We start from the raw sequence: 16,805 nt of genomic DNA on the forward strand, positions 1-16,805 counted from the left end.
ACGGCGCTCGCCCTGATCGCGGCACCGCAGCTGATGGGGGTGGCCGTTTGGCGCGGCCGGAGTCTCCGCCTACTGTCGTGCCACGTCGGACGGCTGGCGACCATGCCGGTTCCAGTCCGTAGTGCCAATCTGCCGCGCCTCGTCCGGGTAGACCGTCCACCTACCTCCCGCGCCGGGACAGGTGGGTGGCGATCAGATCGCGGTACCACGCTGATCATTCTGATCTTCAGAGGTCAGGAGGAGAGGGTGATTTCCACCATTCCCGCCCTTCGTCAACCCGGGCCACCACAATACCAACGAGGGCCCGAATCGGACCGGGCGCGGCGCAGCCCTCCGTCCCAGTTCAGGAGTCGCCCGGCGAGAGCCTCGTCCTCCTCCCGCAGGCGCCGGGCCTCGGTCGGCACCACGTGAGGCCGTGTGAGGCCTCAGGCCTACGACGTTGCGTCGCAAGGTCGCGGCGAGACTCAGCCGGACCCGGCGCCGGGCCAGCGGGCGAGGGCCGCTGGATCACGCACCACGACCTGCCCCCGCGAGACGACGATCAGGCGGTGGTCGGTCAGCACGCGCAGGACCCGCACCACCGACTCCCGGGAGGCCCCGACCGCTCCGGCAAGCTCCTGCTGGTTGACCGTCAGGCGGCGAGCCACCCCGTCAGCCGCCTCCGGTACCGGGGTCCCATAGCTCTGGGAGAGCCTCGCGAGGACCAGTGCGGTCCGTGCAACCGTCGGCAGCGCGCCGAGGTCCGCCCGGCCGACGTCGGATTCCCGCAGCCGGACGGCCACGCTCCGCAGCACGGCCAGCGCGAGTCCGCCGTGTGCTTCCAGGAGGGCCGTGAATCTCGGCGCCGGTACGGCCACCCCCGCCACCTCCCCCATCGCTGTTGCCGTAGCGGACCGGGGCCCGTCGTCCACGCAGGACAGCTCACCGAGCAGTTCGTCCGGTCCACGCAAGGCGAGGAGACTGGTAAAGCCGGTCGCGGACGCCGCAGTGACCTTCACCAGCCCCCGTCGGAGGAGGATCATCCGATCCGCGGCGTCACCCTCGCGGACCAGGAGCTCACCGCGCCGCCAGAGCACCTCTTGACCCGCAGACCTGATCAGGCGTCTCCACTCTTCGGACAGCGCCGATCCGACCACTGCTCACCCCCTTCGAACTCCACCGTAGCCCGCATCCCCTTCCCTCTGCGCAGTTTGACGCAGACGGACCCGTCCGCCGCAGGTACAAAGATGACCGGTCGGTCGCCTCGCCGCGGACCGGACCCCGGAATTCCACTGAATGGGAGAACCACATGAGCGTCCCAACCGTCGGAACCAACGGTCTCCCACTCCCAGGACTTTCGGGCGCCACCACCACGGTCTCCACCACCGCCGGGCTGGATGCGGCCTGGCGGATCCACGGCTCGCTGGCCGACTGGGTCGGCCGGGTGGACGTCAAGGCCTCGTTCGCCCTGAGCCTCGCAACAGCGGCTCTGGTGGCGATCACGAGCGTCGCGCAGACCGTGCAGATCTCCGGGGCTCACTCCCAGCGGCGGCAGACGGCCACCCTGGTGGACCTCTGGGTCAGCGCGGTACTTGTCGCCGCCGCTCTCGTCTTCGCAATTGCGGCGGTCGCTCCCCGCATCGGTTCCCGAGGCGAGCCGGACGAGTGGCGGCACAACGTCATCTACTTTGGTCATCTGAGGTACTGGAGCGCCGACGAGTTGGCCGCCGCCCTCGCCGAGCAGGATCTGCTCCCGGCGCTCAGTGGGCAGTTGGTGGCGCTTTCCCGAATCGCCTGGGCGAAGCACGTACGAGTGCGCACCTCTCTGGTCCTGGGCGGGGTCGGGGTCACGCTGGCCGCCGCGCCAGCGATGATGAACTCCATGGTGTAAGCAAACTGACGACGGCTCCGCCGATCTGATCGACCAGAAACGGATTCGCTCCAATGGACACCACTGTTCCAGCCCACCCTTGGGACCTGCCGCCTGAACGCACGCTCTTCGCGGTCGACATCAAGGATTTCAGCAAGGCCCCCGAGCATCGCCAGCCCATGCTTCGGCAGGCCCTGGACAGCGCGCTGGAGTCGGCCTTCACGCAGAGCGACCTCGCAGCGGAGTGGAAGGATTCGGCAGGCTTCCAGGACACCGGTGACGGCTGCATACTCGTCCTGCCGCCGGCCCGCACCTGGCGGCTAGTGGACCCGCTGATCCGGCTCCTGGACGAGGAGTTGCACGGCTACGAGCAGCAGCGACAGCGTGACGATCCGCCGCTGCTCGTCCGAGTAAGCGTGCACGTCGGGCCCATGCCCGATAGCAACATGGCGGATGCCATCAACGACGTGGCGCGGTTCGTCGACAGCGACGCCGTCCGGGCAGGCATCGCCGCCGCGAGTGCCCACGGAAGTTACACAACCCTCGCGTTGTCCGACGAGATGTACCGACGGGTGGTCCTCGCCCGCCGGAGCAGGCTTCTGCCGGAGCGTGACTTCCTCGCCGCGCCCGCCACCGTACCGGGCAAGGCCTTCACCCGAACCGCGTGGATCCATGTGCCCAGGCTGAGCCCCGGTGTGGTCGCCCAGTACCTGGAAAGGAGCGAGGCGAACCCCGTCCACGACGATGGCGAGCGGACCACGGCTCCGGTCTCCCCCGGTGGTGTCCAGTTGTCCGGCAACGTCAACATCAACACCCTGGCCAACAACATCACCACCCTGCGGACGCGACAGATCAACCACGCCGGCCGAGCCTCGGACGAAGGGCAGCTCAACGGGTGAACACAGACGATCATCGAGCGGCCGACGACCTGGAGGAGTTGCTCGCGTCGCTGCCCGCGCCGCACGGGGCGCCGGACGCCGACTTCGGGAGCCGACCTGCGCGGTTCGTGTTGCCGCCACCGTCCGATCCCCGTGCCGACCGCTCCCGGCAGGACGCGTTCTCGTCCCGGATCACCAATATCGATGTACTCGCCAACAACATCGAGAACCTGATCCAGGAGACCCGTAAGCGCGACGTCCTAGACGGAACGGAGTTCAACCGGGATGAACTGATCCGTTCCGCCGTCTTCCTCCAACCGCCGGAGTGGGAAAGGGCCTGGTCCGACGGCGCCAACGTGCTTCGGCCGGGCGGCAGTTACGGAGTCCTCCTGATCGTGTCGCGCCGGGGTTACGGTGCCACCACGTTCGCCCGGCAACTCGGTGCCCGCCATGCGCCGGCCGAGTCCGCCCTGCTGGATCTGGAGGCCGACTGGAGTCAGCCGTCCGTCGGACGGCTCCCTCTCGAACGTGACCACACCTACCTGTTGGAGCTGAAAGATCCCGAGATCGACCGCTTCGACCGCGACTTCCTCGACCGCCTGTCGGTGTTCGCAGAAAAGCTGCGCCAGGCCGGATCCCGCCTGGTGGTGACAGCCACGGACGAACTGTGGGCCGGCCACCACAGCTGGTCCGGGCCGGGCATCAAGGTCGTTCACCTGCCGGCACCGCCAAACGCGCAACAACTCGTCGAGCGCCATCTCAGTGCCAAGGGTCTGGGCTCACTGGTCCAGTACGTCCGGTCGACCAACGCCAGGGCATCGATCCAGGGGCGGGACGCCGTCGAGGCCGTGCGCTGCGTGGAGACGGTCGTCCGGCAGTGGGCCACTCACCAGCAGCGACAGTCCACCGCCGACAGCAGCGGCGCACAGGGCCCTGTCGATCGTCCCGTGAGGATCGAGCACCTGGCGTCCCCGGCCACAAGGGCCGACGGCTTGCAGGGGCAGATCGAGCTGGCGCTGGCCGACTGGCGGGACCACTTCGACACGCTCTTCAACGACCCGGCCAGAACGCTCTCCGGCAAGGAGACCCCGCTCTCGCTCTCGGACCGCTGCCTGCTGCTCGCCCTGGCCATCCACCGCGTCGCGCCGGCATCGGTGATCGGTGCGGACGCCCACGCTCTGGAAACGGCCATCGAAGCCGCGTCCGGCGGACCACAGGCCGTCGGCTCGCCCACCGTAGGAACGATCTTCGCCGGGCGAGGCCTACGCCCGCGCCTGCTGGCACTGTCCGCAGATGTCGACCCGCAGGACCGGGTCACCTTCGACCGCCCGGGGTACTCGGAGGCCGTTCTCGGCTACGTCTGGGACAACTTCCCGCCGTTTCGCACGGTGCTGCTGAAATGGCTGGTGCGCCTGCCCGTCCGGCCCCGGACCGACGGCGGTCCCTCACCGCGCGCGCTGTCCGCGCTGATCCTCCGGCACAGGACGTCCCAACGCCTCGACGAAGTAAGGGATTTGGCGCTCCAGGCCGATCGCGCGGCACTCCTGGTCACTGTTACCGAGCGTGCGCTCAAAGACGATCACATGAGCGGCACCACCTGGAATTCGCTCTCGAAGTGGGCAAAACAGACAGCATCGGTCCGGGCGGTCGTCGCGGAAGTCTGCCGAAGAGTCCTGATCGACGAAAGCAGCACTCAGAGTGCCCGCCGGTTGGCGATGACCCGGCTGCGCAATCTTGTCCAGACGGACGACCGCACGATCCGGGCCCAGGTGCTGGACGTCTTCGACTTCCTCGCGACGAGGCCCGGCATGCGCCCGATGCTGGTTCGCGAAGTCGAGAACTGGCTGGTCAGAGAGTGGCCTGCCCCGGCGGGCCGACTGGCCCTGCTCGCCCTGATGCACTGCGAGAACGCCGGGCTTCCTTGGCTGCTCGATCCGGGATCCCCGCTGGCGGAACCTCACCTCCGGGACGCACTCCGGGAGTTGTTCGGCGACACTGCCGAGTCGCCGGAGATCACCGCCCGCGCGGCGGCCTGGCTCCGTGCTGCTGCTACAGACCGCGCTGCCGCCGACATCGTCCTCGGCCAGCTCGCACCCACGCTACGTGGCCACTCACAGGCCCAGGCGGCCGTGGACCTGTGGCACGCGGTTCGCGAGACCATCCTTCCGGACGGCAGCCGGGTCAGCGACCAACTCTTCGACTGTATATCCTGCCCGGAGATGCCCCAGGAACCGGGACGCGGAACCCGCGTCGAGGCCGCTCCGAGCGAGGCGTTGACGGCCGAGGAGTTGGACGGTCCGGTTGAGTTCGCTTGAAGCCGCCGGGAACACGACCCGGCCTACCCCCCGTGCCGCGTCCGGTGGGCGGCGATCAGGTCGCGGTACCAGGCATAGGACGCCTTCGGGGTGCGCACCTGGGTCTCGAAGTCGACGTGGACCAGACCGAAGCGCTGACTGAACCCCTCTGCCCATTCATAGTTGTCGAGGAGGGACCAGGTGTAGTAACCGCGGACGTCGACGCCTTCGGCGACGGCCGCGGCTAGGGCGTCGAGGTGAGCGGCGAGGTAGTCGATGCGGGGCTGGTCGGGGACGGTGCCGTCGGGGTGGACCTCGTCGGCGACGGAGCAGCCGTTCTCGGTGATGGTGATGGGTGGGAGTGCGGCGCCGTAGCGGTCGCGGAGGCCGACGAGGAGTTCGCGCAGGCCGTCGGGGACGACGGGCCAGTCGAAGGCGGTGCGGGGGACGCCCTCGATGGGGGCCTCGGTGAAGGGGAGGCCGGGGTCGGTGGGGGCGGCGATGCGGGTGGGGTTGTAGTAGTTGACGCCGAGGCCGTCGAGCGGCGTGGCGGCGATCAGCTTCAGGTCGCCCTCCAGGACGCTGCCGCCGAGGTCGGGGCCGACGCCGAACGCCGACAGGTCGGGGTAGCGGCCGAGTACCAGCGGGTCGGTGAACAGCCGGTTGTGCAGGGCGTCGTAGGCGGTGGCGGCCACCACGTCGGCGGGGTCATCGGTGGCCGGGCGGACCGGGGTGAGGTTGTTCGCGATCATCACCTCCAGGCCCTGCTCACGCAACGCCGCGGCCGCCAGCCCGTGGCCGAGCAGCTGGTGGTGGGCGGCGGGCAGCGCGTCGAGCATCAGGGCGCGGCCGGGGGCGTGGATGCCGAGGGCGTAGCCGTAGACCATGTGGACGAAGGGCTCGTTGAGCGTGATCCAGGCGGGGATCCGGGCGCCCAGGCGGTCGGCGACTACGGCGGCGTACTCGGCGAACCGGTACGCGGTGTCGCGGTTGAGCCAGCCGCCGCCCGCGGCGGAGCCGCTGGTCGATGGAGCCTCCAGGGCCTGCGGCAGGTCCCAGTGGAAGAGGGTGGGCAGCGGGGTGATGCCGGCGGCAAGCAGGGCATCCACCAGGCGGTCGTAGAAGTCGAGGCCGGCGAGGTTCAAAGCGCCCGCGCCGGTGGGCTGGATGCGGGGCCAGGCGATCGAGAACCGGTAGCCGTCCAGGCCGAGGCCGCGCATCAGGGCGACGTCCTCGGGATAGCGGCGGTAGTGGTCGCAGGCCACCGCCCCGGTCTGCCCGTCCCGGACGACGCCGGGCCTGGCCGCGAAGACGTCCCAGACGGACGGGCCGCGCCCGTGCTCGTCGACGGCTCCCTCGATCTGGTAGGCGGCGGTGGAGACTCCCCAGCGGAAGTCCGCCGGGAGGTCGAGTCGGTTCGGCACGGCCTGGCTCCTTGCTCACGATGGCGACGGATCGAACGCGAGAACGCGAGAACATGAGGAGGACTCATGTTAGTGCTTCGCCGCCAAAGCGCCAGATGCAGGCCCCGAGAGGCAGGCTCTCGAAGTCCTTCGGGGCCGGTGAGCGCCTCCGAGCCATACCGGGCAGGGCCGGCGATCTGCGGAACGCCCGCGAGGCCCGGTGCAGTTGGCGCCGGAACAGGTAGCCGACCCGGTGCGGGTCGGTCCAGTTCATCGACGCGGTGCGGTGCAGAGACGAGGAGACGTTGACGATCCGCCCGGCGCGGGAGGCCGACAGCGGGGCGCGGAGCAGCTTGGCGAGCAGGTGTGCGGCCAGGAAGTTCACCTGGAATGAGACCTCGTTGCCCGAGCCCGCAGACCCGCGCCCGGAGGCCGGCGCGACGGACGGAACGCTCAGCGGTACTCCCGCAGTCGGGGCCGGACTCCGAGCGCGGTGAGTGCCAGGGCGGCGGCGAGCGCGAGGGCGCCGGTGATGGCGGTGCTGGCGTCGAGGTCGTCGTCCGCCTCGGCCACGGCTCGGCCGAGGGCGTTCCGGTTGATGGCCAGGACGTCGTCCAGGGCGGCACCGAGCAGGGCGAAGTCGGCGTTGGACTGGCCCGGCGCGGTGCCGGTGTTGAAGGTGACGGCGTCCTTGAGCCGGCCCTGGCCGCGCAGCGAACGGGTCTTGCGGTCGTCCAGCTGGTACTGCTGAAAGGCCTTCAGCACCCGCTCCGCGGCTTCCTGTTCGCCGGGGAAGGTGATGTTGCGCAGCTCGGCACCGAGGAAGCCACCGAAGGGGACGGTGGTGTGGTCGGCGCGGTGGTCGTCGGCGGCGCTGCGCAGGCGGGCGTCGTAGTCGCCGAGGGTGGCGCCGTCCAGGCGGGCCACTGCCTGGGTCTTGTCGAAGAAGGTCTGCTCGTACGCGGCGGCCCGGGCGGGGTCGGTGAGGTAGCGGCTCTCGTCGGCGTTCATGTCGTAGGCCACCGCACGGGCGCGGCTGAGGGCGATGACGGAGTCGTAGGCGTTGCTCTTGGCGACGGTCAGGTGGTCGTCGGCCCGGCCCGCGAGGTGCAGGCCTGCGGTCAGGGCGATGCAGGTCAGCAGGGTGACGGCCGCGAGCGGCGGGTTGATCAGGCGGTGGAAGCGCACGGTGAGGGTCCGTTGCAGGGCGGCCAGGGCGGCCAGCGCGAGCACGCCGGCGGCGAGGATCCACCACCGGCCGGCTGCTAGGTCCGCGCGCTGGGCGTGGTAACTGTGCTCCACGGTGGCGGAGTTGGCGGCGGTGACCTGGTCGGCTGCGGGCAGCAGCTGCTGTCGCAGCAGGTCGGTGGCCTGGCGGTAGGCGTCCAGCGCCTCGGCGGAGGGCTTCCCGGCGGGAGCGTGGGCCTGCTCCTCCAGGAGCTGGGCGCGGGCCACCAGGGCCTCGTAGCGGCCGAGTTCGCTCAGCACGTTCTGGACGGCGACGCGGCCGGCCGGGTCGCCGGAGGCTGCCTCGGCGGCCCGCTGGAGGTCGGTGCCGGCCTGTGCGCGGCGCTGCTCGTAGGCGTCCTGGGTCTGCTTCCGCAGGGTGGCGTAGTCGGGGTCGGCGCCGAGGAGCAGCAGGTTGGCTGCCTGGGCGTCCATGTCGTTGAGCGCGAAGTACAGGTCGGCGGCGCGGGCGGCCTGCGGGGCGGCGTTGTGACCGATCGTGTCCAGGTCGGCGCGGGCTCCGGTCAGGACGGTGGCGGTGGCGGCGCCGGCCGCGAGCAGGGCTGCCAGGCACAGCGCGGTGAGTGTGCGGACCAGGCGTGGAGCGTTGCGGAGGGCGCCGCGCCGGTTGCGTCCGGCGGCGGCGCGGGCGGGCCGAACAGCGGCGAAGGCCGGCCCGACAAGGGCGAAGGCCCGCCGGGCCGGGGCCGGACGCGGGGCCGAGGTGCCCGTGCCCGGCCCCGGTGTCGGTGTGTTCCCGCCGGTGGTGCGGGGGACGCGCGATCGGGGTGCGGACTCGATCGGCCCGGGTCCCGCCGTCCGCGGCGGGCCTGTCTTCCCTGGTTCGGCCGTTCTGCCCGATGCACCCGCCATGACGCGCGCGTCCCCCTCCCCATCACCTGGCCGCCGGAGTTGTCCTCGGCAGGGGACCTGCCGAGGTCGGGATCCGGCGTGATTCCGCTCCCCACTCCCCCACGAAGGAGAAGCGGAACCGTTTCCTCACCGCTGACGCTATGACCCCGGCGGGCCCCGCCCGCCACCCCTGACGCTCTCTTGATGGCCGGCCAGGGCTTCTTGACGCATCGTTGACGCCCACCGACCCGTCGGCCCGCCCGCCCCCGGGTACCCGCCTGCCGGTCACGGCTGGTAGCGGTAGCCGATACCGGGCTCGGTGATCAGGTGACGGGGGCGGGTGGGGTCGGGCTCCAACTTGCGGCGCAGGCCTGCGAAGTAGACCCGGAGGTAGTTGGAGCGCTCCTCCTGACCCGGACCCCAGACCGACTGGAGGATCTGGCGCCCGGGGATCAGGCGGCCCGGGTTGGCCAGCATCAGCGTGAGGATCTTCCACTCGGTGGGCGTGAGCCGCACGGCGCCGTTCGGCCCGGTGACCTGGGCGGCGGCGATGTCGACCGAGTGGTCTCCCACCCGTACCCGTGCCGGTGGCTCCTCCCGGGGCGGGCGGCGCAGGACGGCGCGCAGGCGGGCGAAGAGCTCGTCCATGACGAAGGGCTTGGTGACGTAGTCGTCGGCGCCCGCGTCGAGCGCCTGGACCTTGTCGGTGGAGTCCGCCCGGCCGGAGAGGACGATGATCGGGACGGTGGTCCAGGCCCGGAGGCCGTGGATGATGTCGATGCCGTCGAGGTCGGGCAGGCCCAGGTCGAGCAGGACGGCGTCGGGCGGGACCCGGCCGACGAGGTCGAGCGCCTCCTGTCCGGTGGCCGCGGTCAGCGCCGCGTACCGGCGGGCGTGCAGGTTGATCTTCAGGGCACGCAGCAGCTGCGGCTCGTCGTCGACCACGAGGATGCGGCTCATGAGCGCTTCCCTCCCCGGATGCCGCGGTCCTCCCGCGCCCGGGTGCGCACCCGGTCACGCGGCCGGTCACACAGCTGGACAGGCGCCCGATCCCGCGCCTGGTCACCCGGCCGAACCCGCCGCCGGTCACGGCGCCCGGGGCACGGGAGCCGTAGGTCGCAGAAGCCCTGCCCGCTCATACGTCGACCTCCGTCAGCCCGATGTCCGTTCCTGCCGCCGCCGGCAGGGTGAGGAGCATGGTGGTGCCGCCGCCGGGGGTGTCCTCGACATCGAGAGTGCCGCCCATGGCCTCGGCCAGGCCGCGGGAGAGGGCGAGGCCGAGGCCCACGCCGGTGGTGTTGTCGGTGTCCCCGAGCCGTTGGAAGGGGAGGAAGACCCGGTCGCGGTCCTCGGGGGCGATGCCGGGGCCACGGTCGATGACGCGGACCTCGACGCGGTCGAGGTGGCTGCTGGCGGTGACCAGGACGGGAGCGCCGGGGGCGTTGTGGCGCAGGGCGTTGGTGATCACGTTGGCCAGCACCCGCTCCAGCAGCGGCGGGTCCGCGAGGACGGGCGGTGCGCTCTCCAGGCCGAGCGGCTGGACGGGGGCCTCCGGGTCGGCGAGCGAGTCCATCGCGCGGGGCAGCACCTCGTCGAGGTGGGTGGGTGTCAGATGGAGGGTGAGGGCGCCGGCCTGGAGGCGGCTCATGTCGAGCAGGTTGTCGACCAGGCGGGTGAGTTTGACCAGGGACTCGTCGGCCATGGTGAGGAGCTCGACCTGGTCCTCGGGCGAGAACTCGACGTCGGGGCTGCGCAAGGAGCCGATCGAGGCGAGCGCGGCGGCCAGCGGGGTGCGCAGGTCGTGGCTGACGGCGGCGAGCAGGGCGGTGCGCATCCGGTCGGCGGCCTTGATCGGTTCGACCTCGGCGGCGACGGTGGCGAGCCGGTCGCGTTCCAGCGCGGCGGCGACGTGGGCGGCGAAGGCGGTGAGCACCCTCATGTCGGCGGCGGGCAGTCGGCGCCCGGCGAGGACGAGCAGGGCGTCGTCGCCGACCGGGAGCTCGGTGACGACCCGGTCGGGCGCCGCATCACCGTCGGCGTCACTGCGTGCGAGGGTCTCGCCGCCGGCCCGGTCGAGCAGGGCGACGGAGTCCATACCGAAGGCGGTACGGGTCTTCTCCAGCAGCGCGGGGACCGCGTCGGCGCCGCGCAGGACGCTGCCGGCGAGGGTGCTCAGGGTCTCCGCCTCGGCGGTGGCCCGGGCGGCGCGGGTGGTGAGCCTGGAGGCGTGGTCGACGACGGTGGAGACGGTGAGCGCGACGACGGCGAACACCACCAGCGCGATCACGTTGTTGGGCTCGGTGATGGTGAAGGTGTGGACGGGCGGGATGAAGTAGTAGTTCAGCAGCAGCGAGGCCACCAGCGAGGCCAGGAGCGCGGACGTCGCCCCGCCGAGCAGCGCGACGGCGACGACACCGAGCTGGAAGATCAGCGCGACGGTGGTCAGGTTCAGGGTGCTGAGCTGTGACAGGACGGCGGTGAGCAGGGCGGGCAGCGCGAGGCCTGCGGCGAAGCCGGCGGCGGTGCGGCGCCTGGAGTGGCGGCGGCCCAGCGAGGGGAGCCGGCCGCGGCCGGTGAACTCGTGGGTGACCATGTGGACGTCGATGTCCTCGGAGGCGTCGACGGTGGTCTCGCCGATTCCGGGCCCGGTGAGGAAGCGGTTGATCCGGCCCCGCCGGCTGGTGCCGAGGACGAGCTGGGTGGCGTCGTGCGCGCGGGCGAAGGCCAGCAGCGATTCGGGGATGTCGTCGCCGACCACCACGTGGTAGCTGCCGCCGAGGGTCTCGACCAGCTGCCGCTGCTCGGCGAGCGCACCCGGGGAGGCGCCGGCGAGGCCGTCGCTGCGGGTGATGTGGACGGCGAGCAGGTCGCCGCCGGCGGTGCGGTCGGCGATCCGGGCGGCGCGGCGGATCAGCGTCTCGCCCTCGGGGCCGCCGGTCAGTGCCACCACCACCCGCTCCCGGGTCTCCCACACCCGGTCGATGTTGTGACTGGCCCGGTAGTCGCGCAGGCCCTCGTCCACCCGCCCGGCCACCCAGAGCAGGGCGAGTTCGCGCAGGGCGGTGAGGTTGCCGACCCGGAAGTAGTTGGAGAGCGCAGCGTCCACCTTCTCCGCCTTGTAGACGTTCCCGTGGGCCATCCGGCGGCGCAGCGCCTGCGGGGCCATGTCGACCAGTTCGATCTGGTCGGCCCGGCGCACCACCTCGTCCGGGACGGTCTCGCGCTGCGGAATGCCGGTGATCTTCTGGACGACGTCGTTCAACGACTCCAGATGCTGGATGTTGACGGTGGTGATGACGTCGATGCCGGCCTCCAGCAGCTCGTCGACGTCCTGCCAGCGCTTGGCGTTGCGCCCGCCCGGGATGTTGGTGTGGGCGAGCTCGTCGACCAGGGCCACCGAGGGTTTGCGGGCGAGCAGGGCGTCGAGGTCCATCTCCTGGAACTCGCCGCCCCGGTAGCTGCGGGTCAGCCTGGGCACCACGTCGAGTCCCTGGAGCATGTTCTCGGTGTTGCGGCGGCCGTGGCACTCGATGTAGCCGACCACCACGTCCGCGCCGCGGTCGATCCGTCTGTGCGCCTCATCCAGCATCCGGTACGTCTTGCCGACGCCGGGGGCCGAACCGAGGTAGACCCTCAGCCGGCCGCGGCGGGTGGCGATGCCGGGGGTGAGGTCACGGGACATGGGCGCTGCTCTTTCCTTGAAGGGCGGCCGGGGACACGGTGGGCGATGTCTGTCGGGGGAAGCGTCGAATCGGAGTGACATGGTCCGGTGAGCGGGGACGGGTCGGCCTCGGCTCGGGAACGCGGGCGACCGGCCCGGGCGCGGGGGTGCTCCCCCGCGCCCGGGCCGGTCTCCCTATTCGGTGAACTGATGTGACATCACTTCTGCTCGCTGATCGCCTGGTTGAGCAGGACGACGTTGACGCCGTCCTGGCCGAGGAAGCCGAGCGAGCGGCTCTCGGTGTACCTGTCGACGAGCTTGGTGACGGTGTCCGCGGGGAGGTTGCGGGCCTTGGCGACCCGGTCGACCTGCTCCTTGGCGTAGGCGACGGAGATGTGCGGGTCCAGGCCCGAGCCGGAGGCGGTGAGCGCGTCCACCGGGACCGTGGCCGGGTCGACGCCGTCGAAGGCGGCGACGGCCGCGCGGCGGTCCTCGACGTCCTTCAGCAGGTCCTCACTGTTGGGGCCGAGGTTGGAGGCGCCGGAGCCCTTCGGGTCGTAGCTGTAGGCCGACGGGCGGGGCTGGAACCACTTCGGATCCGGGACGGCGGCCTCGTCCGGGTCGTTCGGGTTCTGCTTGGGCAGGTTGAAGTTCTGGCCGAGCAGGCTGGAGCCGATCTCCTTGCCGTCGGATGTGACGATCGAGCCGTTGGCCTTGGCGCTGAACGCGACCTGGCCGATCCCGGTAACCAGCAGCGGGTAGGCGAGACCGAGGGTGACGGTCATCACCAGCAGCATCCGCAGCGCCGTGAAGTGGGTGCGCACGGAGGCGGGCAGGGGCTTGGACATGATGCTCTTCTCCTCCTTCTCAGCTCAGGCCGGGAATGAACTGGACGATGAGGTCGATCGCCTTGATCCCGACGAACGGAACCACCAGACCACCGAACCCGTAGACCCCGATGTTCCGCCGCAGCAGCGAACTCGCGTCCGAGGGCCGGTAGGTGACGCCCTTGAGGGCGAGCGGGATGAGACCGATGATGACCAGCGCGTTGAAGATGATCGCCGAGGTGATCGCGGAGGTCGGGCTGTGCAGCGCCATGACGTTCAGCTTGTCCAGGCCCGGGTACACCGCCGCGAACATCGCGGGGATGATCGCGAAGTACTTGGCGACGTCGTTGGCGATCGAGAAGGTGGTCAGCGCGCCACGGGTGATCAGGAGCTGCTTGCCGATCTCGACGATCTCGATCAGCTTGGTGGGGTTGGAGTCCAGGTCGACCATGTTGCCGGCCTCCTTGGCCGCCATGGTGCCGGTGTTCATCGCCACGCCCACGTCCGCCTGGGCCAGCGCCGGGGCGTCGTTGGTGCCGTCGCCGGTCATCGCGACGAGCTTGCCGCCCTCCTGCTCCTTCTTGATCAGGGCCATCTTGTCCTCGGGGGTGGCCTCGGCGAGGAAGTCGTCCACGCCCGCCTCGTCCGCGATCGCCTTGGCGGTCAGCGGGTTGTCACCCGTGATCATGATGGTCTTGATGCCCATCCGGCGCAGCTCGTCGAACCGCTCCTTCATGCCCTCCTTGACGACGTCCTTGAGGTGGATGACGCCGAGCGCCCTGGGGACGGCGCTGCCGATCCGGGAGGCGACGAGCAGCGGGGTGCCGCCGGCGGCGGAGATGCCGTCGACGAGGTCGGCGATGTCCCTGCCGACCGTGCCGCCGTTCTCCGTCACCCAGGCGGTGACCGAGCCGGCTGCGCCCTTTCGCACCGAGTGGACGCCGTCGGCCTCGTCGAGGTCGACGCCGGACATCCGGGTCTGGGCGGTGAACGGCACCCAGGTGGCGTGGGTCAGCTCGCCCTGGGCGCGGGCCCGCAGGCCGTACTCCGTCTTTGCCAGGACGACGATGGAGCGGCCCTCGGGGGTCTCGTCGGCGAGGGAGGAGAGCTGGGCGGCGTCCGCCAGTTCGTCGACGGTGACGCCGGCGGCCGGCTGGAACTGCGCCGCCTGGCGGTTGCCGAGGGTGATGGTGCCGGTCTTGTCGAGCAGCAGGGTGTTGACGTCGCCCGCCGCCTCCACCGCGCGCCCGGACATGGCCAGCACGTTGCGCTGCACCAGCCGGTCCATGCCCGCGATTCCGATCGCGGACAGCAGTCCGCCGATGGTGGTCGGGATCAGCGCCACGATCAGCGCGACCAGCACGACCATCGACTGCGGTGCACCCGCGAACGTCGCCATCGGCTGCAGGGTGACCACCGCGATCAGGAAGACGATCGTGAGCGAGGCGAGCAGGATGTTCAGCGCGATCTCGTTCGGCGTCTTCTGCCGGGCGGCGCCCTCGACCAGCGCGATCATCCGGTCGATGAACGACTTGCCGGGCTCGGAGGCGATCTTCACCACGATCCGGTCGGAGAGCACCTTGGTGCCGCCGGTGACCGCGCTGCGGTCGCCACCCGACTCGCGGATCACCGGCGCGGACTCGCCGGTGATCGCGGACTCGTCGACGGAGGCGACACCCTCGACGACGTCACCGTCGCCGGGGATGATCTGCCCGGCCTCGACCACCACGTGGTCGCCGAGCCGGAGGGCGGTCGCGGAGACCTCCTCCTCGGCCTGCGAGGCGGGCCAGTTGACCAGACGCCGGGCCGTGGTGTCGGTCTTGGTCCGGCGCAGGGTGTCGGCCTGCGCCTTGCCACGGCCCTCCGCGACGGCCTCCGCCAGGTTCGCGAAGACCGTGGTGAGCCAGAGCCACAGGGTGATCGCCCAGGCGAACACGGACGGGTTCGCGATCGCGGAGACGGTGGTGACCACCGAGCCGACCTCGACCACGAACATGACCGGGTTCTTGACCATGACGCGCGGGTCGAGCTTCTTCACCGCGTCCGGGAGGGACTTGACGATCAGCTTCGGATCGAGGAGCCCGCCGGAGACTCTGTGCGGCTCCTGGGCCTCGGTCTTCTCGACCGGGGCCGGGGTAAGGGTGGTGGACATCAGTGGAGACCTTCCGCGATCGGCCCGAGAGCCAGGGCCGGGAAGTAGGTGAGGCCGACGACGATCAGGACGACGCCCGACAGCAGGCCCACGAACAGCGGCTTGTGGGTGGGCAGGGTGCCCGGGGTTGCGGGGACGGGCTGCTGGCGCGCGAGCGAACCCGCCAGCGCCAGCACGAACACCATCGGCAGGAACCGGCCGAAGACCATCGCCAGCCCCAGCGCGGTGTCGTACCAGTCGGTGTTCACGGTGATACCGCCGAACGCCGACCCGTTGTTGTTCGCGGCGGAGGTGAACGCGTACAGCACCTCGGAGAACCCGTGCGCACCGGAGTTGAGCATCCCGGCCCGCTCGCCGGGCAGCGCCATCGCGACACCGGTGCCGATCAGCACGATGCTCGGCGTCGTCAGGATGTACAGCGAGGCGAACTTCATCTCCCGCCCGCCGAGCTTCTTCCCCAGGTACTCCGGGGTGCGCCCGACCATCAGACCCGCCACGAACACCGCGACGATCGCCAGCACCAGCATCCCGTACAGCCCCGAACCCGTCCCGCCGGGCGCGATCTCACCGAGCATCATGTTGAAGATCGTCAGACCGCCGCCGAACGGCGTGAACGAGTCATGGAAGGAGTTCACCGCGCCCGTGGACGTGAGCGTCGTCGACGCCGCGAAGAGACCCGACGCCGCGATGCCGAACCGCTGCTCCTTGCCCTCCATCGCCCCGCCGGCGGCCTGGAGCGCCGAACCGGAGTGCTGCGACTCGGCGAAGGTGATCAGCGCGGCCGACGCCACCCAGAAGATCGCCATGACCGCGACGATCGCGTAGCCCTGCCGGTTGTCGCCGACCATCCTGCCGAAGGTGCGCGGCAGCGAGAAGGAGATCACCAGCAGCAGGAAGATCTCCAGCCAGTTGGTGAACCCGGTCGGGTTCTCGAAGGGGTGCGCCGAGTTGGCGTTGTAGAACCCGCCGCCGTTGGTGCCCAGTTCCTTGATGACCTCCTGCGAGGCCACCGGACCGCCCGGGATCGCCTGCGGGTCACCGGCGAGGCTGGTCACCTCGTGGAAGCCGTGGAAGTTCTGTACCACCCCGTTCGCGACCAGGACCACCGCGAACACGATCGCCAGCGGCAGCAGCAGCCGCAGCGTGATCCTCGTCAGGTCCACCCAGAAGTTGCCGACCCGGTCGGTGCGGTTGCGGGTGAACCCGCGGATCAACGCCGCCACGACCGCGATGCCCACCGCCGCGGAGACGAAGTTCTGCACCGCCAGACCCGCCATCTGCACCAGGTGGCCCATCGCCGACTCGCCGCCGTAGGACTGCCAGTTGGTGTTGGTGACGAAGGAGATCGCGGTGTTCCAGGCCTGGTGCCCGGGCATCTGCTCGACACCGAGGTTCAGCAGCAGATAGCCCTGGAGGCGGATCAGCCCGTACAGGAAGAGAACCGAGACGGCGGAGAAGGCCAGCACCGAGCGCAGGTAGACCGGCCAGCGCTGGTCGGCGTCACCGTCCACGCCGATGACCTTGTAGATGCCGCGTTCGACCCTGAGGTGTCTTGCGGTGGTGAGGAGCCGGGCGATGTAGTCGCCCAGGGGGCGGTAGCACAGGGCCAGCGCCCCGACCAGGGCGAGGGCCTGCAACCAGCCCGCGAGAGTGGAGCTCATG

General features: G+C 70.7%; 12 protein-coding genes. 3 read left to right on the forward strand and 9 right to left on the reverse strand.

All coding sequences use genetic code 11. The annotated features are described in order from the left end of the window. Positions 1-464 precede the first annotated feature (464 nt). Complete coding sequence (locus tag ACIBH3_RS08215) at positions 465-1,136, reverse strand: Crp/Fnr family transcriptional regulator (RefSeq protein WP_396311096.1); 672 nt, start codon at positions 1,134-1,136, stop codon at positions 465-467. Positions 1,137-1,288: 152 nt separating this feature from the next. Here ACIBH3_RS08215 and ACIBH3_RS08220 point away from each other — a divergent pair, with 152 nt between their 5' ends. The 3 genes from ACIBH3_RS08220 to ACIBH3_RS08230 are packed head-to-tail and all read left to right on the forward strand — an operon-like array spanning position 1,289 to position 5,042. Further along, positions 1,289-1,870 (forward strand): Pycsar system effector family protein, encoded by a 582-nt coding sequence (locus ACIBH3_RS08220; RefSeq protein ID WP_396311097.1) that lies wholly within the window; start codon positions 1,289-1,291, stop codon positions 1,868-1,870. Positions 1,871-1,923: 53 nt separating this feature from the next. Then, complete coding sequence (locus tag ACIBH3_RS08225) at positions 1,924-2,748, forward strand: hypothetical protein (RefSeq protein ID WP_396311098.1); 825 nt, start codon at positions 1,924-1,926, stop codon at positions 2,746-2,748. Next, positions 2,745-5,042, forward strand: coding sequence for a hypothetical protein (locus ACIBH3_RS08230; RefSeq protein ID WP_396311099.1), 2,298 nt, complete (start codon positions 2,745-2,747; stop codon positions 5,040-5,042). Before ACIBH3_RS08225 ends, ACIBH3_RS08230 begins: the two co-directional genes overlap by 4 nt. A gap of 23 nt (positions 5,043-5,065) precedes the next feature. Here the strand turns inward: ACIBH3_RS08230 and ACIBH3_RS08235 are convergent, their stop codons facing one another. The 8 genes from ACIBH3_RS08235 to kdpA all read right to left on the reverse strand — a co-directional run bounded on the left by ACIBH3_RS08235 (position 5,066) and on the right by kdpA (position 16,804). Next, the gene (locus ACIBH3_RS08235) at positions 5,066-6,445 is read right to left on the reverse strand and encodes a GH1 family beta-glucosidase (RefSeq protein WP_396311100.1); all 1,380 of its coding nucleotides are present in this window, start codon (positions 6,443-6,445) and stop codon (positions 5,066-5,068) included. Positions 6,446-6,509: 64 nt separating this feature from the next. Beyond that, a complete protein-coding gene (locus ACIBH3_RS08240; protein ID WP_396311101.1) occupies positions 6,510-6,809 on the reverse strand; it encodes a hypothetical protein in 300 nt (99 codons plus the stop codon). Between the two features lie 68 nt (positions 6,810-6,877). After that, complete coding sequence (locus ACIBH3_RS08245; protein ID WP_396311102.1) at positions 6,878-8,524, reverse strand: hypothetical protein; 1,647 nt, start codon at positions 8,522-8,524, stop codon at positions 6,878-6,880. A gap of 264 nt (positions 8,525-8,788) precedes the next feature. Next, positions 8,789-9,463 carry a response regulator gene (locus tag ACIBH3_RS08250; RefSeq protein WP_396311103.1) on the reverse strand — a complete coding sequence of 225 codons (675 nt, stop codon included), beginning with the start codon at positions 9,461-9,463 and terminating at the stop codon, positions 8,789-8,791. Between the two features lie 175 nt (positions 9,464-9,638). Continuing rightward, positions 9,639-12,185, reverse strand: a complete 2,547-nt coding sequence (locus tag ACIBH3_RS08255; RefSeq protein WP_396311104.1) for an ATP-binding protein — start codon at positions 12,183-12,185, stop codon at positions 9,639-9,641. Between the two features lie 197 nt (positions 12,186-12,382). Then, complete coding sequence (kdpC, locus tag ACIBH3_RS08260; RefSeq protein ID WP_396311105.1) at positions 12,383-13,012, reverse strand: potassium-transporting ATPase subunit KdpC; 630 nt, start codon at positions 13,010-13,012, stop codon at positions 12,383-12,385. A gap of 19 nt (positions 13,013-13,031) precedes the next feature. Next, positions 13,032-15,143 (reverse strand): potassium-transporting ATPase subunit KdpB, encoded by a 2,112-nt coding sequence (gene kdpB, locus ACIBH3_RS08265; protein ID WP_396311106.1) that lies wholly within the window; start codon positions 15,141-15,143, stop codon positions 13,032-13,034. Next, entirely contained in the window at positions 15,143-16,804 is a 1,662-nt protein-coding gene (kdpA, locus tag ACIBH3_RS08270; RefSeq protein WP_396311107.1) for a potassium-transporting ATPase subunit KdpA, read from the reverse strand. The genes kdpB and kdpA overlap by 1 nt, the downstream gene beginning before the upstream one ends. Position 16,805 lies beyond the last annotated feature (1 nt).

It is taken from the genome of Kitasatospora sp. NPDC050543 (assembly GCF_044457565.1).
Classification (GTDB): domain Bacteria; phylum Actinomycetota; class Actinomycetes; order Streptomycetales; family Streptomycetaceae; genus Kitasatospora.

Bases quoted from the DNA above. Each gene is read 5' to 3' on its own strand.
- ACIBH3_RS08255 (WP_396311104.1), bottom strand. From the start codon at position 12,185: ATGTCCCGTGACCTCACCCCCGGCATCGCCACCCGCCGCGGCCGGCTG.
- kdpC (WP_396311105.1), bottom strand. From the start codon at position 13,012: ATGTCCAAGCCCCTGCCCGCCTCCGTGCGCACCCACTTCACGGCGCTG.
- ACIBH3_RS08220 (WP_396311097.1), top strand. From the start codon at position 1,289: ATGAGCGTCCCAACCGTCGGAACCAACGGTCTCCCACTCCCAGGACTT.
- ACIBH3_RS08245 (WP_396311102.1), bottom strand. From the start codon at position 8,524: ATGGCGGGTGCATCGGGCAGAACGGCCGAACCAGGGAAGACAGGCCCG.
- ACIBH3_RS08225 (WP_396311098.1), top strand. From the start codon at position 1,924: ATGGACACCACTGTTCCAGCCCACCCTTGGGACCTGCCGCCTGAACGC.
- ACIBH3_RS08250 (WP_396311103.1), bottom strand. From the start codon at position 9,463: ATGAGCCGCATCCTCGTGGTCGACGACGAGCCGCAGCTGCTGCGTGCC.
- kdpA (WP_396311107.1), bottom strand. From the start codon at position 16,804: ATGAGCTCCACTCTCGCGGGCTGGTTGCAGGCCCTCGCCCTGGTCGGG.
- kdpB (WP_396311106.1), bottom strand. From the start codon at position 15,143: ATGTCCACCACCCTTACCCCGGCCCCGGTCGAGAAGACCGAGGCCCAG.